This window comes from Rhizobium sp. WYCCWR10014 (assembly GCF_001657485.1).
Classification (GTDB): domain Bacteria; phylum Pseudomonadota; class Alphaproteobacteria; order Rhizobiales; family Rhizobiaceae; genus Rhizobium.
The window spans coordinates 372,796-397,954 of record NZ_LXFU01000037.1 but is presented as its reverse complement, the minus strand read 5'-3'; the positions used below and the strand labels follow the sequence as shown (position 1 = coordinate 397,954).

25 protein-coding genes and 1 pseudogene are annotated in these 25,159 nt (G+C 61.2%); 12 read left to right on the top strand and 14 right to left on the bottom strand.

Annotation, left to right across the window (positions count from 1 at the left end; translation table 11 throughout):
• Nucleotides 1-13 precede the first annotated feature (13 nt).
• The 3 genes from A6U98_RS18775 to A6U98_RS18765 all read left to right on the top strand — a co-directional run bounded on the left by A6U98_RS18775 (nt 14) and on the right by A6U98_RS18765 (nt 2,850).
• On the top strand, nt 14-1,282 hold the full coding sequence (locus A6U98_RS18775) for a cytochrome b N-terminal domain-containing protein (protein ID WP_064651950.1): 1,269 nt from the start codon (nt 14-16) through the stop codon (nt 1,280-1,282).
• A 25-nt stretch (nt 1,283-1,307) separates the two neighbouring features.
• Nucleotides 1,308-2,192, top strand: coding sequence for a cytochrome c1 (locus A6U98_RS18770; RefSeq protein ID WP_064651949.1), 885 nt, complete (start codon nt 1,308-1,310; stop codon nt 2,190-2,192).
• A 115-nt stretch (nt 2,193-2,307) separates the two neighbouring features.
• Nucleotides 2,308-2,850 (top strand): adenine phosphoribosyltransferase, encoded by a 543-nt coding sequence (locus A6U98_RS18765; RefSeq protein WP_003561340.1) that lies wholly within the window; start codon nt 2,308-2,310, stop codon nt 2,848-2,850.
• A gap of 24 nt (nt 2,851-2,874) precedes the next feature.
• Here the strand turns inward: A6U98_RS18765 and A6U98_RS18760 are convergent, their stop codons facing one another.
• Together A6U98_RS18760 and A6U98_RS18755 are read right to left on the bottom strand one after the other, a co-directional pair.
• Nucleotides 2,875-3,342, bottom strand: a complete 468-nt coding sequence (locus A6U98_RS18760; RefSeq protein WP_064651948.1) for a MaoC family dehydratase — start codon at nt 3,340-3,342, stop codon at nt 2,875-2,877.
• Nucleotides 3,339-3,830, bottom strand: coding sequence for a MaoC family dehydratase (locus tag A6U98_RS18755; RefSeq protein WP_064651947.1), 492 nt, complete (start codon nt 3,828-3,830; stop codon nt 3,339-3,341). Before A6U98_RS18755 ends, A6U98_RS18760 begins: the two co-directional genes overlap by 4 nt.
• A gap of 81 nt (nt 3,831-3,911) precedes the next feature.
• On the opposite strand from A6U98_RS18755, the gene A6U98_RS18750 reads away from it, so the two are divergent.
• Entirely contained in the window at nt 3,912-5,009 is a 1,098-nt protein-coding gene (locus A6U98_RS18750; RefSeq protein WP_064651946.1) for a hypothetical protein, read from the top strand.
• A 99-nt stretch (nt 5,010-5,108) separates the two neighbouring features.
• On the opposite strand, the gene ychF is transcribed toward A6U98_RS18750, so the two are convergent.
• Nucleotides 5,109-6,212, bottom strand: coding sequence for a redox-regulated ATPase YchF (gene ychF / locus A6U98_RS18745; RefSeq protein WP_064652278.1), 1,104 nt, complete (start codon nt 6,210-6,212; stop codon nt 5,109-5,111).
• A 153-nt stretch (nt 6,213-6,365) separates the two neighbouring features.
• Between ychF and A6U98_RS18740 the strand changes: the two genes are divergently transcribed.
• The 3 genes from A6U98_RS18740 to clpS all read left to right on the top strand — a co-directional run bounded on the left by A6U98_RS18740 (nt 6,366) and on the right by clpS (nt 7,438).
• A complete protein-coding gene (locus A6U98_RS18740; protein ID WP_064651945.1) occupies nt 6,366-6,644 on the top strand; it encodes an AbrB/MazE/SpoVT family DNA-binding domain-containing protein in 279 nt (92 codons plus the stop codon).
• Nucleotides 6,634-7,032, top strand: coding sequence for a type II toxin-antitoxin system VapC family toxin (locus A6U98_RS18735; protein ID WP_064651944.1), 399 nt, complete (start codon nt 6,634-6,636; stop codon nt 7,030-7,032). The genes A6U98_RS18740 and A6U98_RS18735 overlap by 11 nt, the downstream gene beginning before the upstream one ends.
• Nucleotides 7,033-7,126: 94 nt before the next feature.
• Nucleotides 7,127-7,438 (top strand): ATP-dependent Clp protease adapter ClpS, encoded by a 312-nt coding sequence (gene clpS / locus A6U98_RS18730; RefSeq protein WP_003541733.1) that lies wholly within the window; start codon nt 7,127-7,129, stop codon nt 7,436-7,438.
• Between the two features lie 31 nt (nt 7,439-7,469).
• Here the strand turns inward: clpS and A6U98_RS18725 are convergent, their stop codons facing one another.
• The 5 genes from A6U98_RS18725 to A6U98_RS18705 form a co-directional block, all read right to left on the bottom strand.
• Complete coding sequence (locus tag A6U98_RS18725; RefSeq protein ID WP_064651943.1) at nt 7,470-7,931, bottom strand: GNAT family N-acetyltransferase; 462 nt, start codon at nt 7,929-7,931, stop codon at nt 7,470-7,472.
• Nucleotides 7,928-8,659: an aminoacyl-tRNA hydrolase gene (gene pth, locus A6U98_RS18720; RefSeq protein ID WP_064651942.1), complete on the bottom strand. Its 732-nt coding sequence runs from the start codon at nt 8,657-8,659 to the stop codon at nt 7,928-7,930. Before pth ends, A6U98_RS18725 begins: the two co-directional genes overlap by 4 nt.
• Nucleotides 8,660-8,850: 191 nt before the next feature.
• Nucleotides 8,851-9,564, bottom strand: coding sequence for a transporter substrate-binding domain-containing protein (locus tag A6U98_RS18715; RefSeq protein ID WP_064651941.1), 714 nt, complete (start codon nt 9,562-9,564; stop codon nt 8,851-8,853).
• 25 nt (nt 9,565-9,589) lie between these two features.
• Nucleotides 9,590-11,941 carry an EAL domain-containing protein gene (locus A6U98_RS18710; RefSeq protein ID WP_064651940.1) on the bottom strand — a complete coding sequence of 784 codons (2,352 nt, stop codon included), beginning with the start codon at nt 11,939-11,941 and terminating at the stop codon, nt 9,590-9,592.
• A gap of 185 nt (nt 11,942-12,126) precedes the next feature.
• The gene (locus A6U98_RS18705; protein WP_003541728.1) at nt 12,127-12,735 is read right to left on the bottom strand and encodes a 50S ribosomal protein L25/general stress protein Ctc; all 609 of its coding nucleotides are present in this window, start codon (nt 12,733-12,735) and stop codon (nt 12,127-12,129) included.
• Nucleotides 12,736-13,031: 296 nt separating this feature from the next.
• Here A6U98_RS18705 and A6U98_RS18700 point away from each other — a divergent pair.
• Both A6U98_RS18700 and A6U98_RS18695 read left to right on the top strand, forming a co-directional pair.
• Nucleotides 13,032-15,115, top strand: a pseudogene (locus tag A6U98_RS18700) (EAL domain-containing protein).
• Between the two features lie 102 nt (nt 15,116-15,217).
• A complete protein-coding gene (locus A6U98_RS18695) occupies nt 15,218-16,768 on the top strand; it encodes a hypothetical protein (RefSeq protein WP_064651939.1) in 1,551 nt (516 codons plus the stop codon).
• Nucleotides 16,769-16,991: 223 nt separating this feature from the next.
• On the opposite strand, the gene A6U98_RS18690 is transcribed toward A6U98_RS18695, so the two are convergent.
• The 6 genes from A6U98_RS18690 to lgt all read right to left on the bottom strand — a co-directional run bounded on the left by A6U98_RS18690 (nt 16,992) and on the right by lgt (nt 22,973).
• On the bottom strand, nt 16,992-17,924 hold the full coding sequence (locus A6U98_RS18690) for a ribose-phosphate pyrophosphokinase (protein ID WP_011652946.1): 933 nt from the start codon (nt 17,922-17,924) through the stop codon (nt 16,992-16,994).
• A gap of 105 nt (nt 17,925-18,029) precedes the next feature.
• A complete protein-coding gene (locus tag A6U98_RS18685; RefSeq protein ID WP_064651938.1) occupies nt 18,030-18,851 on the bottom strand; it encodes a hypothetical protein in 822 nt (273 codons plus the stop codon).
• A gap of 91 nt (nt 18,852-18,942) precedes the next feature.
• Nucleotides 18,943-20,094, bottom strand: coding sequence for a Xaa-Pro peptidase family protein (locus A6U98_RS18680; RefSeq protein WP_064651937.1), 1,152 nt, complete (start codon nt 20,092-20,094; stop codon nt 18,943-18,945).
• A 5-nt stretch (nt 20,095-20,099) separates the two neighbouring features.
• A complete protein-coding gene (gene pgeF, locus A6U98_RS18675) occupies nt 20,100-20,894 on the bottom strand; it encodes a peptidoglycan editing factor PgeF (protein ID WP_064651936.1) in 795 nt (264 codons plus the stop codon).
• A gap of 111 nt (nt 20,895-21,005) precedes the next feature.
• Complete coding sequence (locus A6U98_RS18670; RefSeq protein ID WP_064651935.1) at nt 21,006-22,106, bottom strand: class I SAM-dependent methyltransferase; 1,101 nt, start codon at nt 22,104-22,106, stop codon at nt 21,006-21,008.
• Between the two features lie 18 nt (nt 22,107-22,124).
• Nucleotides 22,125-22,973 carry a prolipoprotein diacylglyceryl transferase gene (gene lgt / locus A6U98_RS18665; RefSeq protein ID WP_017961465.1) on the bottom strand — a complete coding sequence of 283 codons (849 nt, stop codon included), beginning with the start codon at nt 22,971-22,973 and terminating at the stop codon, nt 22,125-22,127.
• Nucleotides 22,974-23,175: 202 nt separating this feature from the next.
• Between lgt and A6U98_RS18660 the strand changes: the two genes are divergently transcribed.
• The 3 genes from A6U98_RS18660 to proC all read left to right on the top strand — a co-directional run bounded on the left by A6U98_RS18660 (nt 23,176) and on the right by proC (nt 25,155).
• Nucleotides 23,176-23,436, top strand: coding sequence for an accessory factor UbiK family protein (locus A6U98_RS18660; RefSeq protein ID WP_003541711.1), 261 nt, complete (start codon nt 23,176-23,178; stop codon nt 23,434-23,436).
• A gap of 389 nt (nt 23,437-23,825) precedes the next feature.
• A complete protein-coding gene (locus A6U98_RS18655; RefSeq protein WP_064651934.1) occupies nt 23,826-24,326 on the top strand; it encodes a YbjN domain-containing protein in 501 nt (166 codons plus the stop codon).
• 1 nt (nt 24,327) lies between these two features.
• Nucleotides 24,328-25,155: a pyrroline-5-carboxylate reductase gene (proC, locus tag A6U98_RS18650; RefSeq protein ID WP_064651933.1), complete on the top strand. Its 828-nt coding sequence runs from the start codon at nt 24,328-24,330 to the stop codon at nt 25,153-25,155.
• Nucleotides 25,156-25,159: the final 4 nt, after the last annotated feature.

The window sequence follows — 25,159 nt, the reverse complement described above, 5'->3', positions numbered from 1 at the left end:
GGGAGACTGATTAATGAGTGGCCATTCCAGCTACGAGCCATCAACCGGCCTCGAGAAATGGGTCGATGCGCGCCTTCCGCTGCCGCGCATGGTCTATGACAGCTTCATCGCCTATCCGGTTCCGCGTAACCTGAACTATGCCTACACCTTCGGCGCCATGCTCGCCGTCATGCTGGTGGTGCAGATCATGACGGGCGTCACGCTCGCCATGCATTACGCCGCTGAATCGTCGGTCGCCTTCAACTCCGTTGAAAAGATCATGCGCGACGTCAACCAGGGCTGGCTGCTGCGCTATATGCATGCCAACGGCGCATCCTTCTTCTTCGTCGCGGTCTACCTGCACATCGCCCGCGGCCTCTATTACGGCTCCTACAAGGCGCCGCGCGAAATCCTCTGGATTCTCGGCGTGGTCATCTACCTCCTGATGATGGCGACCGGCTTCATGGGCTACGTCCTGCCCTGGGGCCAGATGTCCTTCTGGGGCGCCACCGTCATCACCGGCTTCTTCTCGGCTTTCCCGCTGGTTGGCGAATGGGTTCAGCAGTTCCTGCTCGGCGGTTTCGCAGTCGAAAACCCGACGCTGAACCGCTTCTTCTCGCTCCACTACCTGCTGCCCTTCATGATCGCCGGCGTCGTCATCCTGCACATCTGGGCGCTGCACGTCGTCGGCCAGACGAACCCGACGGGCGTCGAGGTCAAGACGAAGACGGACACGGTGCGCTTCACGCCATATGCGACGATGAAGGATGCTCTCGGCGTCTCAATCTTCCTGCTGGTCTATGCCTATTTCGTCTTCTACCTGCCGAACTTCCTCGGCCACGCCGACAACTACATCCCGGCCGATCCGTTGAAGACGCCGGCCCACATCGTTCCGGAATGGTACTTCCTGCCGTTCTACGCGATGCTGCGTTCGATCACCTTCAACATCGGCCCGATCGACTCCAAGCTCGGCGGCGTGCTCGTGATGTTCGGCGCGATCATCGTGCTGTTCTTCCTGCCCTGGCTCGATACCTCAAAGGTCCGTTCCGCCGTCTACCGCCCCTGGTACAAGCTGTTCTACTGGCTGTTCGTGATCAACGCGATCATCCTCGGCTGGCTCGGCTCGCAGCCGGCGGAAGGCTTGTTCACCACGATCTCGCAGATCTGCACACTCCTCTACTTCGCTTTCTTCCTGGTCGCGATGCCGGTTCTCGGCTTGGTGGAAACACCGCGCCGCATCCCGAACTCGATCACCGAAGCGGTGCTCGAAAAGCGCCACAAGACCGCAGCGGTCAAGGCATAAGCGAGCGACGGAAGGGAATAGAAATATGAAAACGCTTGTTACAAGCATTCTCTCGTTCGCATTCGCCGCCGGTCTCGGCAGTGCGGTGCTGGCCCAGGAGGCGACGCCCACCAACGGTGCAGCTCCGGCCCATCACGCGGAAGGTGAGACGCCGCATTATCCGCTGAAGCATCCGAAGGAGGAGGAATGGTCTTTCGCCGGTCCGTTCGGCCACTACGACAAGGGCCAGCTCCAGCGCGGCCTCAAGGTCTACACGGAAGTCTGTGCAGCCTGTCATTCGATGAAGCTCGTGCCTTTCCGCACGCTCGACGAACTCGGCTATTCCGAGGCGCAGGTGAAGGCCTTCGCCGCGAATTACGAGGTCCAGGACGGTCCCGACGCCAGCGGCGAGATGTTTACCCGCAAGGCGGTTCCTTCCGATTACTTCCCATCGCCTTTCCCCAATGCTGAAGCCGCAGCTGCTTCCAACAACGGCGCGGCTCCGCCCGATTTTTCGCTGATCGCCAAGGCCCGCTCAATCGAGCGCGGCTTTCCGCAGTTCGTTTTCGACATTTTCACGCAGTATCAGGAAGGTGGCCCGGACTATATCCACGCGTTGCTGACCGGCTATGAAGAGCCGCCGGCCGGTTTCCACGTGCCGCAGGGTGGACATTATAACCCTTATTTCAACGCTGCTGCCGTCCTCGCCATGCCGAAGCCGCTCTCCGACGGGCAGGTGACCTATGACGACGGCGCGCCGGCGACGGTCGACCAGTATTCAAGGGATGTCTCCGCCTTCCTGATGTGGGCCGCCGAGCCGCATCTCGAGGAGCGCAAGCGCACCGGCTTCATGGTCATGATCTTCCTGGCGATCTTCACCGTGCTGATCTACCTGACGAAGCGCTCGATCTACGCCAATAAGGAACATTGAGCGGTGCCCCGCCGGATTTCAAAAGGCGGCCTACGGGCCGCCTTTTTTGTTGGTTCCGCCCCTGGCACTTGATAGGGTGCGGCCAGTTTCATGCGTTCGCAGATATGGATTTTCCATGAACAATACGACTTCGGAGCTCGCAGCCAGCATCCGCTCCATTCCTGACTATCCCAAGCCCGGTATCATCTTCCGCGACATCACCACGCTGCTCGGCAACCCTCGGGCTTTCCGCCGGGCGGTCGATGAACTCGTGCAGCCCTATGCGGGCACGAAGATCGACAAGATCGCCGGCATGGAGGCGCGCGGCTTCATCCTCGGCGGCGCGGTGGCGCACCAGCTTTCCTCAGGCTTCGTACCGATCCGCAAGAAGGGCAAGCTGCCGCACGAGACCGTGCGCATCGCCTACAGCCTGGAATATGGCGTCGACGAGATGGAGATGCATCGCGATGCTGTCCAGCCCGGCGAGAAGGTGATCCTGGTCGACGACCTGATTGCCACCGGCGGCACGGCGGTGGGTGCAACGAAGCTGCTGCGCCAGATCGGCGCGGAAGTGGTCGGCGCCTGTTTCGTCATCGATCTTCCGGATCTCGGCGGCCGCAAGAAGCTGGAAGAGCTCGGCGTTGTGGTGCACACGCTGGTCGAATTCTCCGGCCACTGAGCCCTCGTCCTACTGCCTGCAGCGTCAGTCGAATTCGAGCACGCCGCTTTCGAAGCGGATAACGGCATCGCCGTTTTGATTGACGCCCTCACAGAGGATGGTGTTGAGGTGCCATCCCGGCCGTGACGCGAGCGCCCGGCTGGAGAGGAAGGCGACGGAATAGGTCACGACGTCGCCGACGAAGACCGGCCGCAACCATTGCAGTTTCTGGAAACCGGGTGACGGGCCGAGGTTCGGCGACGTCAGGCCATTTTGCGCGAGTGCAGCGCTCTGCCTTTCCCAAAAGGCGAGGAAGGTTCGCATCCAGGCGGCGGTGGTGTGCCAGCCCGAGGCGCAGAGATCGCCGAAGAGCGTGTCTTTGGCGGCTTCTTTGTCGACGTGGAAACGCTGCGGATCGTAGTGCGTCGCGAAACGGAGAATGTTTTCCTCGGTAAAAGTGTAGCTGCCGATCTCGGCCTTCTCGCCAACCGCGTAAAGCTCGGACATCCTCATGCTGATGTCTCCGGGCTTATGCCGATATCCGCGGGGCCGGCGCGCATGCCGAACATGACCGAATTCTCCGAGACGCAGACGAGTTCGCCGCGCTGGTTTTCCACCTCGTGGCGAAACTTGACGATGCCCATGCCGGGGCGCGAGCGCATCGGCCGGGCTTCAAGCACGGTCGAGTGCCCGGAGAGCGTGTCACCGGCAAGCACCGGCTTTCGCCATTCCATCAGATCGACGCCCGGCGCGCCCTCGCAGAGCGAATGCAGCACATAACTGTCGGCCATCATGCGCATGAACATCGAAGAAGTATGCCAGCCTGAGGCGGCAAGGCCGCCGAGAATGCTGGCGCGGCCGGCAGCCTCATCGAGATGCATTGGTTGCGGGTCGAATTCGCTTGCGAACTCAATGATTTCCTCTGTGGTCACCGGCTTCGGGCCAAGCGCGAAGCGGCGGCCGGGCTGAAAATCCTCGAAGGAAAGCTTTTCTGCCGACATTCGCTCCTCCCGCCATATGCAGCGCACAATGCTTACAATAGCATCCGCGCGGGCTCAATGATTCCGGGGAGATAAACCGGCATGACTGAACTAAGGTCGATACTCGACGAGGCCGTGCGCCAGGAACTGATTTCGCCGGAGGCGGGCGGGCGGCTTTTGCCGTTCCTGACGGAGCGCGGGGTCGTCGTGGCTGAGGCGCAGCCGGCAATGGCGGCGGAGGGGGAGGCCTGGTCGGATACCGAGACGCCACGCTTCGTGCGCGGCTTCCACGACGTGCTGATCACCATCGGCGTCGTGGTGGCGCTCGGCGGCCTCTGGGGGCTTGCCGCCCTCTACGCCGTGCTGCCTGCGATTATCGTGCTTTCGGAAATCCTGGTGCGCCGCCAGCGGCTCGCTTTGCCGGCCGTCAGCCTGACGATTGCACTGCTCTGCTGGACATTTCTGCTGATGTCCTTCTTCTTCAAGCCGGGAACATCAGCCTTCAATGATATTGGGGCGGAGGCGCCGCAGTTCGTCGCCGGCTTCCCGATCATTCTCGGCCTTTATTATGCCCGGTACCGCGTGCCGCTGTCGCTGGCGCTCTGCATCATGTCGGCCCTTGCGCTGGTACTCACCCTGCTATTGCGCCTCATGCAATGGGCGAGCGGCGATCCGCAATTCTTCTCCAACCATCCCCTCCTGCTCGCGGTGGTCTTCCTCGTTTGCGCGCTCGGGCTGTTTGCAACGGCGCTCTATTTCGATCTCGGCGATCGGTTGCGCCGGACGACACGCTCCGATATCGCCTTCTGGCTTCACCTCGGCGCGGCACCGGCTCTGCTCTTCAGCGTAAGGCTGCTGATGTCGTTCGACGGCAATTTGCTCGATGTTGCCCAGACGGTGTCGATCAAGACGCCCATCATTGTTATCAGCGTGGTGGTGTTGATGCTGATCGGCCTTGTCATCGACCGGCGCGCCTTCGTCACGTCAGGCCTGCTGTCGCTCGGTTTTGCGATCTACGGCATTTTCCGGCAGGGGAGTGCGACGGTTGACACCTATATCTCCACGACGCTGATCGTCGTCGGTGCGATTGTGCTGATCATCGGAACAGGCTGGATGCCGCTGCGCCGCATCGTGCTGCGGGCGCTGCCGGCCGCCATTTCGCAAAGACTGCCGCCTGCCGTCTTGGCGGCGACGCCGTAAAGCTACGTCGCCCAATCTGCTGAGCAGTTGGGCGACAAAACATTGGTCGGGACAGCAGCGGTTTCCGGTTGGAGCGGTTCAGCTTTTCCTGGAATTGCTTCAGGTGTTGAAGCGGAAATGGATGACGTCGCCGTCCTGGACGACGTATTCCTTGCCTTCGTCGCGCGCCTTGCCGGCATCCTTGGCGCCGACTTCACCGTTGTATTTGATGTAGTCGTCATAGGCGATGGTGTTGGCACGGATGAAGCCGCGCTCGAAATCCGAATGGATGACGCCGGCGGCCTGCGGCGCCTTGGTGCCGCGCTCGATCGTCCAGGCGCGCGTTTCCTTCGGGCCGACGGTAAAATAGGTGATGAGGTGGAGCAGCTTGTAGCCGGCGCGGATCAGCTGGTCGAGGCCCGCCTCGTCAAGGTCGAGAGCGGAGAGGAATTCCTTGGCTTCCTCTTCAGGAAGCTGGGCGACCTCAGCCTCGATCGCCGCCGAGATGGTGATGGTTTCGGCACCTTGTTCCTTCGCCATGACGGCGACGGCTTTGGTGAATTCGTTGCCGGTCGAAGCATCGCCTTCGGCGACGTTGCAGACGTAGAGCACCGGATGCGAGGTCAGGAGATTGAGGCTCTTGAGGATGACGATTTCTTCCGCATCGAGCGTCGACAGCAGCGTGCGCACCGGCTTGCCTTCGTTGAGCAGCTTCAGCGAGGCTTCCATGATCGGCAGCATCGCCACCGAATCCTTGTCCTTGCCGGTGGCGCGCTTGCGCGTCTGCTCGGTGCGGCGCTCCAGGCTTTCGAGGTCGGCAAGCATCAGCTCGGTCTCGATCGTCTCGGCATCGGCGACAGGGTTGATGCGGCCCTCGACATGAGTGATGTCGCTGTCTTCGAAGCAGCGGAGCACATGGACGATGGCGTCGACCTCGCGGATATTGGCGAGGAACTGGTTGCCGAGGCCTTCACCCTTCGAGGCGCCGCGCACCAGGCCGGCAATATCGACGAAGGAGATGCGGGTCGGGATCAGTTCTTTCGACTTGGCGATGTCGGCAAGCTTGCGCATGCGCGGATCGGGAACGGCGACTTCGCCGGTGTTCGGCTCGATGGTGCAGAAGGGGTAGTTCGCCGCCTGTGCCGCCGCCGTCTTGGTGAGCGCGTTGAAGAGGGTCGATTTGCCGACATTCGGCAGCCCGACGATACCGCATTTGAAGCCCATGGCTTGATCCATATCTATTGGTAACTTTGCCCTGCCTATGCGGGAATGGCCGCCCTGGGTCAAGGGTTCGCAACATGAATTGAAAAAGCTGAGGCGCTCGGCTTGAAGGTAAGGCGGGTTAGCCTTACTTTTGGAGCAAAGGATACCATCAGCATGACAACTCTGACTGTGACGGCAAAGGGGCAGGTCACCCTGAAAAAGGAGGTGCTTCAGCATCTCGGGGTCAGGCCTGGCGACAAGATCGATGTCGATCTCCTGCCTGGCGGCAAACTCGAGGTCATTGCCGTTGAAAGGCGGTCGGTCGCCGGCTCGGTGGAAAGCTTCTTCGGGAGTCTGGAGAACAAGGAGAATATTCATGCGACGCTCGAAGAGATCGATGAGGCCATAAAGGCGGGTTGGGCAGGCGAGGTCGGCGTCGACAATGATCGTTGATACGAATGTGCTCGTACGTTCGGCCGTGCATGACGATCCGAAGCAAACTGAGCGTGCAAGGACGTTCATGCGCGAGGCCGAACGCCTGTTCATTTCCAATCTGACGTTTTGCGAATTCGTCTGGGTCGCCAGCCGGGTCTATCGCAACAGCGCTTCAGAGATATCAGCGGCCATCCGGCTGCTGATATCGGACAGGAAGGTTGTCTATGATAGAGTTGCCGTCGAAGCCGGATTATCCTTTCTCGATGCTGGCGGGGATTTCGCCGATGGCATCATCGACTTCGAAGGTCGCAGGCTTGGCGGCGAAACATTTGTGACATTCGACAAGAAGGCTGCCGCAATCCTGGAAAAAGCCGGCCAGAATTGCCTCCTGCTCTCCACGGAATAACACTCCGTCATTGAACTGCCGTGCTTACGGTGCAATATATTGGTGGCGGACGTTTCTCCGCCTTTTCCATGTCATCAACGGGTGGATTTTTCCGATGAGTGACAATGACATTGCCCTGAAACCGAAGGCCAAAGTGAAGCTCAAGCTGGACAAGCCGAAGCTCTACAAGGTCATTCTCGTCAATGACGATTATACGCCGCGCGAATTGGTGATCATGATCCTGAAGGCCGTCTTCCGCATGAGCGAGGAGACCGGCTACCGGGTGATGATGACGGCGCACAAGCTGGGTTCCTGCGTGGTCGTGGTCTGCGTCAGGGACATCGCCGAGACCAAGGCCAAGGAAGGCATCGACCTTGCCAAGGGCATGGGCTTTCCGCTGATGTTTACCACCGAACCGGAGGAATAGACGCATTCCGAGGCCCGCCGCGAATATGGAGTCAGGGGCGGCGGATCTGATAGCCGGTCTTGTCTTGCGCGAAACCGCAATCCTCATAGAAGCGCAACGTTGCCGGATTCTTGGAGCCGGTAAGCAGCATCACCTTGTAGCATCCTGCGTTCCAGGCCTCGGCGACCGCGTGGCCGATGACGGCGCGGGCATAACCGCGCTTGCGGTGCTCGGCATGGGTGACGACGTTTTCGATGAGCGCATAGGGCGCGCCGTTCCGTGTCAGGTTCGGCACGACGACGCTTGTGACGGTGGCAACGGCGACCTCCCCCGAAAAACCGATGAAGATGGTCATGCCGGGCTGGGCCAAGATGGCGGAAAAGCGTTCTTCGGTAATGGCCTCGTCAAGAACCGGATCGGTGGGGTTCAGGTGGCGGTAAAGCGTCATGAGATCGGCGAGATCGCCGCGGGCAGCCGGGCGGATGATGACGTCTTGATCCGGCATCGGTCTCAATCGCCCTTTTTGCCGAACATCTTTTTCAACATGTCGGCCATCGGGCCGGTGGCCGGCAACTTCGGCTGATTGTGGTTGCGGGCCTGGTGGATATGCGACTGGCCGGCCGGCTTCTTCTCGGCGTCCTTCTTTTCTTTCGCCGGTTTCTCCTCCTCGGCCTTTCCGCCGAGCGCCAGCGCAATCTTGTTCATCAGCTGCGAATCTTCGTTTCGCACCAGCATGTCGGCATTGTCGGCGAGCGTGTCGAGAAGCGGCTCCAGCCAGGCCTTGTCGGCCTTGGCGAAATCGCCGAGCACATGGTTCTGCACCATTTCCTTGATGCCGGGATGGCCGATACCGAGGCGTAGCCGCCGGTATTCCCTGCCGCAATGCGCATCGAGCGACTTGATGCCGTTGTGGCCGTTGTGGCCGCCGCCGGTCTTCAGCCGCGCCTTGCCCTCAGGAAGGTCGAGCTCGTCGTAGATGGCCACGAGATCGGCCGGCTGGAGCTTGTAGAAACGCATCGCCTCGCCGACGGACTCGCCGGAAAGGTTCATGAAGGTCTGCGGCTTCATCAGCAGCACTTTCTCGCCGCCGATCTCGCCCTCGGCAATCTCGGCCCTGAACTTCTTCGACCAGGGCGAAAAGCTATGGCGCCGATGGATGGCGTCGACGGCCATGAAGCCAATATTGTGGCGGTTGCCGACGTATTTGCCGCCGGGATTGCCGAGACCCGCGATGATCAGCATGGCCTGTTTTTCCTCGCTAAAGCATGTCGCGGAAAAGTGTGCAGCGGTTTTGCGACAACGACATGCGTAAAAACAAAGACCTAAAGCACGACAAGCGAATCTGAAAGATCGCGACGCGCTTTAGAACTTCCCGCCGTTCACCACCGCGAAATGAAAGCAAAGTCAAGCGGAAAGGGCAGTTGTCTTCGGAGTCATTCCGACAGGTTCATTCCGTATTTCAGAAAGATCTGCTTCTGGTCGCCATCGGCGATCAGCTTGTCGAGGGCAGCCTGCATCCTGGCGAGCAGTTCGTCCGGAAAGTTCTTCTCGCAGGCGATGCCCATTGGCTGGGCGGAGAGCACGGTCACCAATTCCACCGGCTGGTCGGCCTTCAGTTTTTCGAAATAGAGTTCGGAGATCGGCATCATGTCGATGCGCCCGCCAAGCAGCTTGCGCAGCGTCGCATTGAAGTCGCTGGCGACATCGAGCTTGGTGAAACCCTTCTCCTTCAGGATCGTCTCGGTATAATCCTCGCGCTGCGTGCCGACCGTATATTTCTTCGCCTCGTCCAGATTGCCGGCGGTGACGCCCGAACCCTTGCGGGTGATCAGGATGTTGCGATCGATGAGCAGCGGCTCGACCCACTTGAACAGCGGGTCGCGTGCGCCGTTGTGGGCGGTTGCGAAGACACAGGTCATCGGCGCCGTGCGGGCAAGGCTAAAAGCGCGCGCCCAGGGCATGATGTCGATCGTGTAGTCGACGCCGATCGCGGCCATCACCTTTTCGACCTGCTCGACGGTCGCGCCCTTGATCTCCTTGCCTTCGCGATAGTTGAAGGGGGCATAGTCCTCGGTCGTGAACGTCACCGTTTGCGCATGGGCGGTGCAGGGCAGCGCCAGACACGCAAGAAGCAGGAGCCTTTTCATCCGTATCATCTCCTTGGTTCTTCGTTCACGAGGCGCGTGCGACGGCCGATTGCGAGGCCGTCAGTTCCTCGATCAGCGTGGCTGCGTGCTGCGGACGATGGAAGAGATAGCCCTGGCCGTAGTCAAGCCCCATCTGGTGGAGCGTGCGGCATTCCTCTTCGGTCTCGATGCCCTCGGCAATGACGGTGCAGTTCATCTTGTGGGAAAGCGTGGTGATGCCTTCGATCAGCATGCGGCTCTTCTGACGCACGTCGTCGTCGCCGTCGTTGATTGCGCGGGTGAAGGACTGGTCGATCTTGATGATGTCGACGGGGAAGCGGTTGAGGTAGCTCAGCGACGAATAGCCCGTGCCGAAATCGTCAAGCGCGATGCGGCAGCCGAAGCGACGAAGCTCCGTGACGATCAAGCGAATCTGTGGGTTGTCGTGCATCAGTACGGCTTCGGTGATCTCGATGACGATGCGCTCGGGCCGGATGTCGTGGCGGCCGACGATGGCGGCAAGACGGGCCGGCAGCGCCGGCTCGAACTGCAGCGGCGAGAAGTTGATGGCGAGATAGGTATCCTGCATGCCTGATATGCGGGAAATCTTCGCGAGGTTGGCGATCGCCTTTTCCATGATGACGTTGCCGACGCGGACGATCTTTGCCGTTTCCTCGGCGACGCTTATGATCTCGGCCGGCGGCATCAAGCCCTTCTGCGGATGGTTGAGGCGCATCAGCGCCTCGAAACCTGATATGCCGCGGCCGTTCAGGGTGACGATCGGCTGCAGGAAGGCTTCGAACCAGTTGTCGACGAGGCCGGCTTCGATATTGGCCTCGATTTCGGCGCGGCTGCGGGCACGGTCGAGCATAGCATTGTCGAAGAGTTGCGCGCCGTTCTTGCCGTCGCGTTTCTTGGCATACATCGCCATGTCGGATTTTTGGAGCAGCTCGGCCGCGGTTTCGGCATGATGCGGATAGATGGCGATACCGACGGAGGCGCTCAGATGCATGTCGGGGGCGAATGGCGTTTCGAAGATCGAGGCGATCTGCTCGCACATCACCTTGGCTCGGTTTTCGGCGTCCTTGGCCGGCAGCAGGATGGCAAATTCGTCGCCGCCGAGACGGGCCGCCTCGTCGGAGGGGGCAAGATGGGTCTTCAGGCGCTCGACGAGCTCGACCAGCGCCACGTCACCGGCGGCATGGCCCATATTGTCGTTGATCCACTTGAAGCGGTCGAGATCGACGAAGAGACAGGCGAGTTCCTGGCCGGCGGCGTCGGCGGCGGCGATCTTGTTGTCGAGGACGGCTTCGAAGCCCTGGCGATTGAGAAGCCCGGTCAGGTGATCGGTGATCGCCTGGCGGTGGTTGCGGTCCTCGGACGCCTTGAGTTCGGTCACATCGGTCATGACCGATAGCGAGAGGGGATCTTGAGCACCAGCTCCCGCCTCCGATTCCATGATGAGGACGTCCATGGTGCGGCCATCCAGGCAAACGAACTTGACGGTGACAGTCATGCCGCTTTCGGCCTGGCGGCGCTTGACGAATTTGTCGCGGGTCGCGGGGGTGACGAGATTGGCGAAGTTGCGGCCGATGACGGCGGCGCGGTTATAACCTGTGGCAAGCAGCCAATAATCGCTGACGGCGGTGATGCGGTCTTCCTCGTCGAGCGAGAAGAGCATGGCGGGCGTCAGATTGTAGATGTCGGTGGCGCGGCGGTGGGCGAGCTTCAGCTCCTTTTCCTCGCTTTCGAGCTTGGTCTGCATCTCGTTGAAGCTATGGGCAAGCCGTCCCATCTCGTCGTTCGACTGCCAGTCGACATGATGGCGGGAGCCCAACTGGCGTGTGGCCTCGATCGCCGCCGTCAGCCGCATCAGCGGTTGGATGACGAAGAAGCGGTTGCCGATCAGCGCCGTGCCGAAAACGGTCAGCACCGCGAAGATGAAGATCGAGATGAAGACGACCTCTTCCTGCTTCAGGCCGGAAAACAGGCCAAGCGCAGGATAATAGACGCTGATGCTGCCGAGGTTCTTCGGACCGTCGACGGTGTTGTAGATAATGGCGCGCGACACCTGCACGAGCTTGCCGTCGAAGGAGCGCGGAATGGTGGACTGGCTGACGTCGAGCTGGCCTGACTGGTCACGCACTTCGACCTTGACGATGGCGCCTTGGGAAACGACCGTCGCGCTGATCTGGGTGACGCTGTCCTCATCGAGGTCCCACAGGGGTTTGGCCAGCGCCTGGGCATTGGCGACAAGAAGAACGGAGATATGGTCGCGTATTTCCTTGTCGGCCCGCTCCGAGGAAAGAAAAAGGAAGAGAACAAAGAGGGGAGCGACAAAAACAAGCAGCGCTCCGCAAACTATCGCAAAAAATCTGTTCTCAACGGAATTGTTCATGGTTCCGTCTACTCCCCGGGCCGACCATATTTGCTGTCGCGCGTTGAGGCGGGCTTCTTCGCAGCTGACGAAGCATGCTTTCACGAATTTGTTAAATGTTGCTGAAACGGGGCGCTTCCGGGCAATGAAAAGCCCGCTTTCCAGGGGGAAAGCGGGCCATATGCTTTACAAATTGGTCGAAGCGATCAGGCTTCTGCTTCGCCTTCCGCGGCGCTCTCGTCGATGCCGGCAGCCGGAGCGATAATCGTCGCGATCGTGAAGTCGCGGTCGATGACCGGGGTGACGCCCTTCGGCAAGGTAACTTCCGCGATATGGATGCTGTCGCCGATCTTCTTGCCGCTGAGGTCGATGTTGAAGAATTCAGGGATCGCATCGGCCGGGCAATGAACTTCGACTTCATGGCGAACGATGTTCAGAACGCCACCGACCTTGAGGCCCGGGGACTTCTCTTCGTTGATGAAGTGAACGGGGATTTCGACGGTCACCTGGGTGTTGCCGGAGACGCGCAGGAAATCGACGTGCATCGTGAAGTCACGGACCGGATCGAGCTGGTAGTCCTTCGGCAGAACCTTGTGCTTCTTGCCGTCGACGTCGATCGTTGCCACGGTGGTCATGAAACCACCGGCGTGAATGCGCTTCGTCACCTCATTGGTGTTGAGAGCGATGGCAATGGGGGCCTGCTTGTCACCATAGATGACAGCGGGAATCAAACCGTTGCGGCGAAGTTCACGGGCGGACCCCTTACCAACCCGTTCGCGCGCCTCGGCCTTGAGCTCGTAAGTTTCCTGGCTCATGGCTATTCCTTTCGAGGTTATTTGGAGAGTTCGGCGGCGGGCAAAAGCCTTGTTCCGACGAACCGGAGGCGGTATGACCCGACCTCATCCGCGTTGCCTCCAAGGGTGTCTACACGGACCGGTCGCCTATATTATAAGTCGATCGGAAACGCAAGTTGCGGATTTGGGTTGTTTTTTGCCCATATACACGCTTTCGCCAAGGTTTAACCATCGAAAACGAAATCGGCGGCGATTAATAAATCCTGCGTTTACCCGCCAATATAAGCAGGCCCGTCTCAATTTGCCGGTTGCCCCTCATGTTGCGCGTCCTTTCCTGTATCACCGTCGAACACAGCCTTCCGCATCTGATCTTCGCCACCGTTATCTGTGTGCTCGGATCGATGCTGTCGATGCGCCTCTTCACCCGGGTGCGCCGATCGCAGGGGCTGCAGAAAACCAACTGGCTGTTTCTCTCCGGTTTCGTTGGCGGCTCGACCATCTGGACGACGCATTTCATCGCCATGCTCGGTTACCAGACGCCGGTGGCGAACGGCTATGACCCGACGTTGACGCTGCTGTCGCTGTTTGCCGCCGTCGCGACGACGATGATCGGATTTGCCATCGCGTCAATCGCGCAGAAAAGCGCGCTTATCGAGGCAGGCGGCGTGATCGTCGGCCTCGGCATCGCGGTCATGCACTATGTCGGGATCGCCGGTTACGAGATCGAGGGTCGTCTCGAATGGCAGACCTCCTATGTCGTCGCCTCGCTGGTCTTGGCCGGCCTGTTCGGCGCAGTCGCCACCAATCGCATCGGCCGGCCGATCACGCGTTTCTGCCGCCACGGGGCTGCCCTTTCGCTGATCCTTGCGATCGTGCTTACGCATTTCACCGGCATGGCGGGGCTGACGATCCTGCCGGATGCCACTGTTGCGGCACCCACCGAGATCATCTCGGACGGCATCATGACCGGTCTCGTCAGCGCCGTGATGATCATCATCCTAGCGCTGGGCGCCTCCACTTATATCATCGACATGCAGTCGACGCAGGCAGCCGTCGAGCGTTACCGCCATCTGTCGCTGCATGACCCGCTGACCAATCTTGCCAATCGCGCCGCCTTCAACGAGCATCTGTCGGCGCTGGTCAACAAGCCGAGGGACATGACGGCCAATATCGCCGTGCTCTCCTTTGACCTCGACCGTTTCAAGGAAATCAATGACGTTCACGGCCACGCCGCCGGCGATGCCGTGCTGCGCGCCGTCGCCGAGCGGCTGTCCAGGATCATGCAAAGCGGCCAGTTCGTGGCGCGGGTCGGCGGCGACGAGTTCGTGGCCGTCATGTGCGATTATTTCGTCCGTTCGGACGCCAAGGGACTGGCACAACGCATGCTCGACGAGATCGCCCGGCCGATCGAATGGAACGGTCATGCGCTCACCGTCGGCTCCAGTATCGGTATCTCCACCTATCCCGGACAGGCGGACACTTTGGACGACCTGCTGTCGCAGGCCGATATCGCCATGTATCGGGCAAAATCAACTGCGACCAACAGCATATGCTTCTACGAGCCCTCGATGGACCAGGCAGCGCGCGAACGCAACGCGCTGGCGAGCGAGATGCGGGAGGGATTGGCGCGCGGCGAATTCGAGCTGTTCTACCAGCAGCAGAATGACACGCTGACGCGCGACATCGTTGGCCTGGAAGTGCTCCTGCGCTGGAGACATCCCGTGCGCGGCTACATCTCACCGTCGAATTCATTCCGATCGCGGAAAAGACCGGCTTTATCATCGAGCTTGGTGAATGGGTGCTGCGGGCCGCTTGAGCGGAAGCGGCAACCTGGAAGAACCCGCTGCGCATCGCCGTCAACGTCGCGCCGCAGCAGCTCGGCGACAACCGCCTACCGCAGATCGTGCATCAGATCCTTCTCGAGAGCGGCCTGCCGGCGGCGCGACTCGAGATCGAGATCACCGAATCCGGCATCATCGCCGATCATCAACATGCGCTGCAGGCAATCCGTCGGCTGAAAGCGCTCGGCGTGAAGGTGGCGATGGACGATTACGGCACGGGTTATTCGTCACTGTCGACACTGCAGAGCTTCCCGTTCGACAAGATCAAGATCGACCGCGCCTTCGTCGACGGCGTCGTCACCAACAAGCAGTCTGCGGCAATCGTGCGTTCGACGCTGATTCTTGCGGCAAGCCTCGACATACCGGTACTTGCTGAAGGCGTCGAAAACGAAGACCATATCGACTTCCTGCGACGGGAAGGCTGCCTGCAGGTGCAGGGCTTCCTCTTCGGTAAGCCGGGACCGCGCTCGGGCATCGAGGCGATCGTCAACGGCGAGGTGCCGGCCGTACAGCAGGAAACGGTTCTTGCGCCGGCCGTGAAGAAATCCGCGGCCGCGTGAGCGGCAAATTGCCATTCTCTGCCGCAGCTGAGGTTGACATCGGCGCGCTTCGCATCTTTGGATGGCCCGCATTCAAAAAAGCGGCTGAGGAGAAATCGGACTATGCGTCTCAAACTTGTCACGGCAACGAGCTTGCTGGCACTTTGCCTTGTCACCACGGCCCAGGGTGTCGAGATCAATCAGGATGGCGCCAATGCGGTCAAGGAGACGCTGACGAAGCTGCTTCCCGAGGATCTGGCGAAGAGCGGACTGATCACCGTCAATCCGGCGGGGGCGCGATACGAGATCATCTACGATCTGGCGAAGCTGCTTGCCAAAGCCGATCCGGCGACATTCGCGATCAACGGGCTGACGCCGTTGTCGATGTTCGCCACGCCGCTCGACAGCGGGCTCTGGAACATCGAGGGTGACAACAACCTCAACGTTTCCGGCCATTTCAAAGGCCCCGACCAGAAGCCGACGGATTTTTCCTATTCCATCGCTTCGCTCGTCTATACCGGCGTCTTCGACCCGGCGATCAGCTATCTGCGCTCCGGCACCTTCACCGGCAAGGACATCAAGGTCACCAGCAAGTCCGACACCGAGGAAGTCCATGCCAGCATCGCCGCGATCGACCAAAAGCTGAGTTCGACGGACAGCGCAGGCGGAAACGGGCGTATCGATTTTGCGGGCAGCGGCTCGATGTCCACTTTCGTCGAACAGGTTTCCGGCCTGCAAATGCCGCCCGTTGAAATCCGTGCCGATTCGATCGATTTCGATGCCAAGGTGAACGGCCTGCCGGCCAAGCAAATCCGCGAGATCGTCCTTTTCGTTCTCGACCATCTCGAGGAGAAGGAACTAAGCCCGGAGAATAGCGACAAGATAAAGGGAATGCTCAAGCAAGCCTTCCCGATTCTTGCATCTTTCAGCGAGACGATCGGGGTCAATAATCTGACCATCAGCAGCCAGATGGGCAATGGCGGCGTCAAGGCATTCGGTTACAATGTGGCTGTCGACGGGCCGAGCGACGCCATGCGTTTCGGCTTCGGCATCAATGCGCAGGATATCAGCCTCGACAGCCCGCTGATGCCGGCAAGCTATTCACCTTTCGTGCCGGCCAGCTTCGAGCTGCAACTCGCCATGCCGAATCTGGATTTCGCCACCTTTGGCGAAGCCCTCATGGCGATGGATTTCAATGACAAGGCGCCGGAGACGAGTGGCGAGGAGATGAGCAAGAAGCTCTTCCCTGATGGTCGTCTCACCGTTGAGTTTCCTAAGGTCAGCGCCAAGTCCGATGTCTACGACGTCGACATGACTGGCAAGATCGAGGGGCGGGTCGACACCGAAAAGGACTATTCGATGGAGGCGACGATCCTTGCCCGCGATCTCGACAAGACGATTGCCGCGGTTCAGGAGCTTGCCAAGACGGATCCCGATCTCAACCAGGTCTCCTTCGGCATCATGATGGTGAAGGGTTTCGCCAAGACCGATGCAGATGGCCGCTCGCGCTGGGACATCAGCGTCAGCCGCGACGGCGCGATCGCCGTCAACGGGCAGGTGGTCAAGGGGCCGGATGGTCCGGATCAGGATCAAGATCAGGGGCTGGAGCCAGACCAGGAGCAGGAACCGGATCAGGGTCAGGACGCGGTACCTGCGCCGCCGCAGCAGCCTTGAGCGTTATCAATTGGGATCAGAAATGAAAGGAAGCCGGCCTTGTGCCGGCTTTTTTGCGCCCAACGATCGGAACGGCGATTTAGTCTGGGCTTTCGTTGTCGCCGAACGCGGCTCGGCGACAATCAACACGCCAGCAATTCGTGCGGCTCGGCGAGCATGCCCAGTAATAGCTTGGTCCATCCGAATGCAGAAATTGAAAGAGCCGGTCGAATGCCGGCTCTTTTTAATCGAAGAGGCTGGAGACGGACTCTTCCTGAGCTGTTCGGCTGATGGCTTCGCCGATCAGAGGGGCCGTGGTCACGATGCGGATATTGTGCGCCGAGAGAACCGCCGTGGTCGGCTGGATCGAATCCGTGATGACGAGTTCGCGAAGCTTCGAGGAAGTGACGCGGGTGACTGCGCCGCCCGAGAGAACGCCGTGGGTGATATAGGCGGTGACGCTGGATGCGCCCTTGGCCAGCATCGCGTCGGCCGCGTTGCAGAGCGTGCCGCCGGAATCGACGATGTCGTCGATCAGCAGGCAGTCCTTGCCGGTGATGTCGCCGATGATGTTCATGACTTCGGATTCACCCGGCCGCTCGCGACGCTTGTCGACGATGGCCAGAAGACAGTCCAGCCGCTTGGCAAGCGCGCGGGCGCGAACCACACCACCGACGTCAGGCGAGACGACGACGACGTTGCTGAGGTCATAATGGCTCTTGATGTCGCGCGTCAGCACGGGCATGGCGAAGAGATTGTCGGTCGGGATATCGAAGAAGCCTTGGATCTGCCCGGCATGGAGATCGAGAGTCATGACGCGATCAGCGCCGGCTTCGGTAATGAGGTTGGCAACCAGCTTGGCGGAGATCGGCGTGCGGCCTGAAGCACGGCGGTCCTGACGCGCATAGCCGAAATAGGGAAGGACGGCGGTGATGCGGCGGGCTGAGGAACGACGCATGGCGTCGATCATGATCAGCAGTTCCATCAGGTGGTCGTTTGCGGGAAAAGCGGTGGGCTGTACAAGGAAAACGTCCTCGCCGCGCACATTTTCCTGGATTTCCACGAAGATTTCCTGATCGGCAAACCTTCGAACACTGGCTTTCCCCAAGGGAACGTTGAGATAGTTGCAGATCGCTTCGGCGAGTTGCCGGTTCGAATTGCCCGCGAAAACCTTCATTTTGGTCCGCCTGTTACGCGCTGATAGCCGCGCTTTTTAGTCAGCTTCCCCGTGAATGCAAGGGCAAAGGCGCCACAGGCTTCCATATTTGCAAAAAGTTTGTGACTAACCGCCCTGAGCCTGCCGCCAGGAAGAGAATTCCGCGATGGTTTTCGAGGCGATCTGCTGCATCACCGAGGCCGGAACGCCCGCCCATGGATCTGCCGCGGCCGTCGGCACGCTTTCCTGTCCCTGGATGCGGTGCAGGCGGCCCCCGGCGCTGTCGAGAATGTCCCAGACATAGACCACGGTGACCTTGCCGTCGTCGCTGAAGGCGGAGAGGTAGCCCTTGAGGATGTAGTCGCTGCTGGCGTCGTTCGAACTCTTGATGGAAAGGCCGTGCGCGCGCGCCTCGGCGCCGAGCTGGCGCGAGAGCGGTGTCACGGCCTGCACCGGCGCGCCGATGATCGGCAGGAAGCGCACGGTATTGCCGCGGGCGGAGGAGGAACTTGGGGGGAAGGCGGCGGTCTGCTGCGGCTGTTGCGCTTCGGCCGGCGGAGCCGGCTGTGCGGCAAGCTCACCACTGGCCGCCGGCGGGGGGAGCGATTGTCCGTCGATCGGAGCAGAGGCGGCCGGTGAGGAGCCGGTTCTCGACAGGGCGTCTGCCTGTTCCTGCATCGTCGTCGGCGCCGCGCCGGTGCCGGGCCGATAGGCCTGCTGCGACTGATCATAGGCTGGATGGTAGCCGCCCTGCTGCGAACTTCCCGAGAAACGCGGCTGGCGGGTGCCTGCCAAACGCTCGGCTTCACTCTGCGTCACCGGGCTCGACGGGGCGCCCCCGGAGGAATTGCCGATATCGACCTGCGGCGTCAGCGCATCGGTCGTGTTGCAGGCTGTCAGCAGAGCCATGACGAACAGGAGCGTGGGCACAATCGCAGCTCGCGTCATCCCTTGGTCCGTCCTTCCCGCATTCGCAATCAGCCCCACCCGAATTTATGCGGGTGGGGACGGTCGTCTGTCAATTCCGGATTCTCACCGGTCAGAGCCCGATGAAATCGAGTGGATGGCGCGATAGCGCGCGCGGCGCATCCGCTGTCGTCAGATAGGTCTGGCCGAGCGTCATCGCCGTGCCCGTATCGGAATCGGCGATGATCATGTGCACGAAGAGCGACATGTTCGGTTCGATCGGCTGCGGATTGCCGACATGGAACATCTGATGCTCCATCCAGGAGGGCGAGAAGCGGGCGCCGAGCGAATAACCGCAGGCATTCAGCCGGTGGCGAGCCAGGCCGCGCTCGTCGATGATCCTGGCATGCATGTCGAAGACATCGCCAAAGGTCTGGCCGGGCTTCAGCACGGTCTCGATCGCCTCGATGGTTTCACGGCAGGCGTTGTAAAGCTCGCGGTGGCGATGCGTCGGCTCGCCGATGACGATCGTGCGCATCATGGCGGCATGGTAATGCGCATAGGCGCCGGCCCATTCGAGCGTCAGTTGGTCGTTGGCGTCGAGCTTGCGGCGGCCGGCCTTGTAGCGGCAAAGCAGGGCGTCGGCGCCGGAGCCGACGATGAACTCGTTGGCGGGGTAGTCGCCGCCGCCGGAAAAGATTGCGCCCTGCATGGCGGCGAGGATATCGGCCTCGTCGGCGCCGGGTTTTGTCAGTCGGATCGCAGCATCGAGCGCATCGTCGGCGAGAACGGCGGCGCGCTCGACATAGGCGACCTCCGTCGGGCTCTTGATTAGGCGCAGGCGGCTGACGAGGTAGGAGGCGTCGACGATCTGGCCGAAGGTGGTCAATTGCGCGTCGAGCAGACGGGCGACGCGGCCGGTCATGCCGTGGGTATCATATTCGACGCCGATGCGGGCGCCGAGCAGGTCCATCTCGACCAGCAGGTTCTTCAGGTCGAGCGTCGGGTCGGCATTGACCCGGTCGACCCAGATATGGATGTCCTCGAGGATCGAGGTATGCTTCGCTTGGCGAAGATCGGCCGATCGGGTGATCAGCGCCATGGTGCCGTCGCTCTTGACGACCAGCGTCTGGAAGAAGCAGTAGCCGAAGGTGTCGTAGCCGGTCAGCCAGTACATGCTTTCCTGGGCGAAGAGCAGCAAGGCGTCGAGCTTTTCCTCCTTCATCTTCTCGGTGAGGCGCGCAAGCCGGCTTGCGAATTCGGCCTTTTCGAAATGCAGTGCCATTCTGCTCAATTCTCCCTGATTGATATCGCGGAAATCTGGCGGCCGTAATCCGGCTCCTTGCGATGTGTCGTCCTGCGGTAGGAAAAGAAGCGCTGGTTGTCCGGATAGGTGCAGAGGCCGAGGCTTTCCGCACGCACGCCGGCTTTCGTTAACCGGTCGACGGTCAGCGCCGGCAGGTCGAACATGGCGTGGCCGGGCGTTGCGGAAGGCAGGAAAAAGCGCTCGTCCTCCGGGTTTTCGGCGACGAAACGCTCGACGAACTCAGGGCCGACCTCATAGCTCGCCTGGCTGATCGAGGGGCCGAGGCAAGCGACGATGCGAGCGCGGTCCGCACCCAGGGCCTCCATGGCGGCGATGGTGTTTTCGAGCACGCCCGTCAGCGCGCCCTTCCAGCCGGCGTGGGCAGCACCGATGACGCGATTGTCGGGGTCGGCAAACAGGATGGGTCCGCAATCGGCGGCGAGCACGCCCAGCGCAATGCCAGGGGTGCGCGTTACCATCGCATCCGCGTCGGGGCGAGCGCCGTCGTAATCGGCGCCGATCGTCACGACATCGGGGGAATGGACCTGATGGACGGTTGCCAGCCGCTCGACCGGCAAGCCGAACCAGGCGGCGACGCGACGGCGGTTTTCCAGGACCTTGTCGCGTTCGTCGCTGGAGCCGAGGCCGACATTGAGGCCGCGATACAGCCCTTCGGAAACGCCGCCGGCCCGAGTGAAATAACCGTGCCGGATCGTGCTGCCCGCCGCCTGGTTCAGGAGCGCGCTTTCGATCGGTGCGGGAGAGGCCGCGTCCTGCATCTGTGATTCCGGGGTTTTCGAGGGGTTTGTCATGATCCCAAGCGCATCGCATATGCGGCGCGCTTCAAGTTCTTGTTTCGGGCGGATGTTGAACCAGCCGCGTGCGCCCTGTCAATCCACCGGACGAAAGGGCATGAGATCGAGGGCGGGATAGGAGACCGCCATCACCTTGAAGAGTTCGCCCATCCGGCCTTCACCGGCGCCGGCGAGCCTTTCGACCGCCGCCTGGATGACCTGCTGGGTGTGCGGCTCGCGATCGCGGCCGAGGGCGGTTGCGCGCTCGAGGATGCCGAGGCCGGTCAGGAAATCACCCTGATGCAGGGCGCCGTTCAGATGGAGGCCGGCTGCAAGCGCCGTTTCGGCAAGCTGCTGGAAGTCGACATGGCTCGTCAGATCGGCTTCACCTGGATGGGCGAGCGGCGGGTCGAATTCATGCATGCGCACCGCCTGCAGCGTATCGCCGAAGCCGGTGACGAGATGGCCGTAGTCGATCGTAAGCGCCGTGCCGCCGAAGGCCCGCAGCCGCTCGCAGATCGCCATCATCACCGCCTGGCGGGCAGGCGAGATCTCGAAGAGGGTGCCGACCGGCACGTTCTGCACCGGTTCGGGCAGCAAGGTGGGGTCGATGCCGGCGACACCGGCGGCAAAGGTCAGCTCGCCATCGGCATCGATGCCGACCATGCGCTCACGGAAACCCGTCGGCATGCGGACGAACTGGCGGATCGGGATGGCGTCGAAGAGTTCGTTGGCGGCAATCAGCGTGAAGCCGGGCGGCACTTCGTCGAAACCATCGTGCCAGGTGATCTTCTCGCCGTGGGGTTCGAGCGTCTGGCTCTGGACGTCGCGCAGGCGCTCGCTGGTTTCGACGAGATGCACGGTCATCGCGTCGAAAAGCAGTGGAGCGATGCGGGAGATGACGCGCAGCATGTCGGCCATCATGGTGCCGCGGCCGGGGCCGATCTCGACGAGGCGGACGTCCGTCGGTGTGCCGTGGCGCTGCCACGCATGGACGATGAAGACGCCGATCATCTCGCCGAAGATCTGGCTGACCTCCGGCGCGGTGACGAAATCACCGGAACGGCCGAAGGGCTCGCGGGTGCGGTAATAGCCGTGCTCGGGGTCTGCGAGGCAGAGCGAGAAATAATCGGTGACGCTGATCGGGCCGTTGGCCTGGATGATCGCCTTGATCTTTTCGCCGAGAGCGGTGGTCATGTCGCGCGTCCTGCCGTTTCAGAGCTGCAGCGCAGCCTGGCGGCGGGCCCGCAGCATCGCCCAGAGGCCAAGCAGGATCATCGGGGACGAGAGCACCATGCCCATGGTCAGCCAGTTCGTGCCGAGGAGGTAACCGAGCTGGGCATCAGGCTCGCGGAAGAATTCGACGAAGATGCGCGACAGCGCATAACCGCAAACGAAGACGCCTGTAATGAAGCCGGGGCTTTTTAGCGCGCGCATGCCATAGACGAAGGCGGCCAGCACCAGGAGCAGAACGATGCCTTCGAGGCCGGCTTCGTAAAGCTGGCTTGGGTGGCGGGCGAAGGGACCGCCGGTCGGGAAGACCACGGCCCAGGGCACGTCGGTCAACCGGCCCCAGAGCTCGCCATTGATGAAATTGGCGATGCGGCCGAAGAACAGACCGAAGGGAACGACGGCGGCAACAATGTCGAACAGGCTCCAGACCGGGATGGCGTTGCGGCGGGCAAAGAGGATCATGGCGATCGTCGTGCCGGTCAGGCCGCCGTGGAAGGACATGCCGCCGTTCCAAATCTCAAGCGCACGGACGGGACTGCGCAGGACGGCGGGGAGATCATAGAAGAAAATATAGCCGAGACGACCGCCGAGGACGACGCCGAGCGCTGCCCAGACGATGAAATCATCGAGCTGCGTCTTGGATATCGGCGAGACGTTGCCGGGCCAGAGACTGTCATTGGCGGCGATGCGGCGCGCATAGGCCCAGCCGAGCAGGATGCCGGCGACGTAAGCCAGACCGTACCAGTGAATCGCCAGCGGACCGATCGAAAAGGCGATCGGATCGATATCCGGGAAAGGCATGATGGCAAGGAGATCGGCTGCTGTCGGCAAAGTTTTCCACCTGTTGAGTTGCGCGGAACATGCCGCTGCGATCCCGGACGGTCAAGTCCATTGTTCGTGATGGCCCGTTCCCGGCCGGTTCCGGCAAGCTTATCCCGTGTAAAGCGCTTGCATCGTCGATGGCGAAGCCCTACCTCAATCCTTGAGGCCCTGAAGGGCTGAATTCACCTCATGCCAAGGGAGAAAAAACGCCATGACGACCGGAACGAACCGCATCATGGACGAATTCGCCAAGCTGATGACCGATGCGGCTGGTGCCGCCCAGGGCGTCCGCAAGGAGATCGAAACCGCCTTCAACGCCCAGGCCGAGCGTTGGCTGAACAGCATGGACATCGTCAAGCGCGAGGAGTTCGAGGCCGTGCGCGAGATGGCGATCAAGGCACGCGACGAGAACGAGGCGCTTGCCGCCCGCATCGCAGCACTCGAGGCGAAGCTTGCCGGCGAGGGCGCTTAAGTCCCGATACGACACAGATGCGGCGTTGCCTTGATGCCACACGCCGCATCTTCCGTAAAAAAGCCAGGTGAGTTTTCCACCTGTGGACACTGCCAAAAAAGCCAATTCGCAGAGTCGCTTATTCTCCCTTCTGAATTGAATTTCGAAGAGCCTTTCCACAGTGGCCGGTCCTATTTTCCGTTCGGGGGGCTGGCAGGGGGCAGGTGGCGCTATACACTGATTTTAAATGATGATTCGAAGCGACTTGGTAAGCTCCGGGCAGGTTATCTGCGTTAAGTCTGGCAGCGGTTCAACGATCATCCGAGTGGTGGTTCCGGTATTTTGCGTGTGTCTTGCTTGTGTTCGTACACCAAGTTAGGTCGCATTCGTTCCGGTCAAGAAGGTGCTGCATGAACCTGATGGAATTGGAAGTCGAGCGTCAGTCGAACCCGGTCGATATGATCGAGTACGTTGCCTCCAACAACGACTGGTCGTTCGAACGGTCCGGCGAGGACGAGATCGCGATGACGGTCGAGGGGCGCTGGACGGACTACCACGTCTCCTTCTCCTGGATGGAGGAATTCGAGGCGCTGCATCTTGGCTGCGCCTTCGATATCAAAGTTCCCGACATCAGGGTCAACGAGGTGGTCAAGCTGCTCTCGGGGATCAACGGGCAGGTGCTGATGGGTCATTTCGACCTCTGGCGCCAGGAAGATGTCGTCATTTTCCGCCAATCGCTGCTGCTTGCCGGCGGTGCGGAGCCTACCAATCGCCAGGTGGAGGTGCTGCTTTCCAGCGCGCTCGATACCTGCGAGGCCTATTTCCAGGCATTCCAGTTCGTCGTCTGGTCCGGCATGGACGCGACGAAGGCGATGGAAGCCGTGCTGTTTGAAACGGTCGGCGAGGCATAAGATGCCGACGAAGGCTTTCTCCTCGACACATCCCGTCGTTCTGATCGGTGCCGGAAACATGGGCGGGGCGATGCTCTCCGGCTGGCTGAAAAGCGGCGTTCCGGGCTCGGCCGTCATCGTTGTCGATCCCGGCCCGTCGCCGGCCATGCTTTCGACGATCAACGAGGCTGGCGCGACCCATCTGACTGCGCTTCCCACGGATTTGAAGGCAGGCGTGCTGTTCCTCGCGATCAAGCCGCAGGTGATGGAGACCGTGCTGCCGGCGGTGAAGAGTGCCGTCGGGCCGGACACGGTTGTCGTCTCGGTCGCGGCCGGCAAGACGCTCGGTTTCCTTGAGAGACATCTCGGCAAGGCAGCCATGGTGCGAGCCATGCCGAACACGCCAGCCATGGTCGGGCGCGGCGTCACCGGCGCTTTTGCGAATTCAGGGGTCAGCGATCCGCAGCGCGAACGAGTCCATTCCCTTCTGCGCGTCTCGGGGCCAGTCGAATGGGTGCCGGCGGAAGCCGATATCGATGCCGTGACAGCGCTTTCGGGCAGCGGTCCGGCTTATGTATTCTATCTCGTCGAATGTATGGCGGAGGCAGGCCGTAAACTCGGCCTGCAGGCGGACCTCGCCATGCGTCTTGCGCGGGAAACAGTCGCGGGGGCTGGTGAACTCATGCACCAGTCCCCCGACGACGCTTCGCGGCTGCGGGAGAATGTGACCTCTCCTGGCGGGACGACGGCTGCGGCGCTCGCCGTGCTGATGGCCGAAGACGGCATGCAGCCCTTGTTCGACGCAGCCCTTGCGGCGGCGCGCAAGCGGGCCGAGGAACTGGCTGGCTGACGGA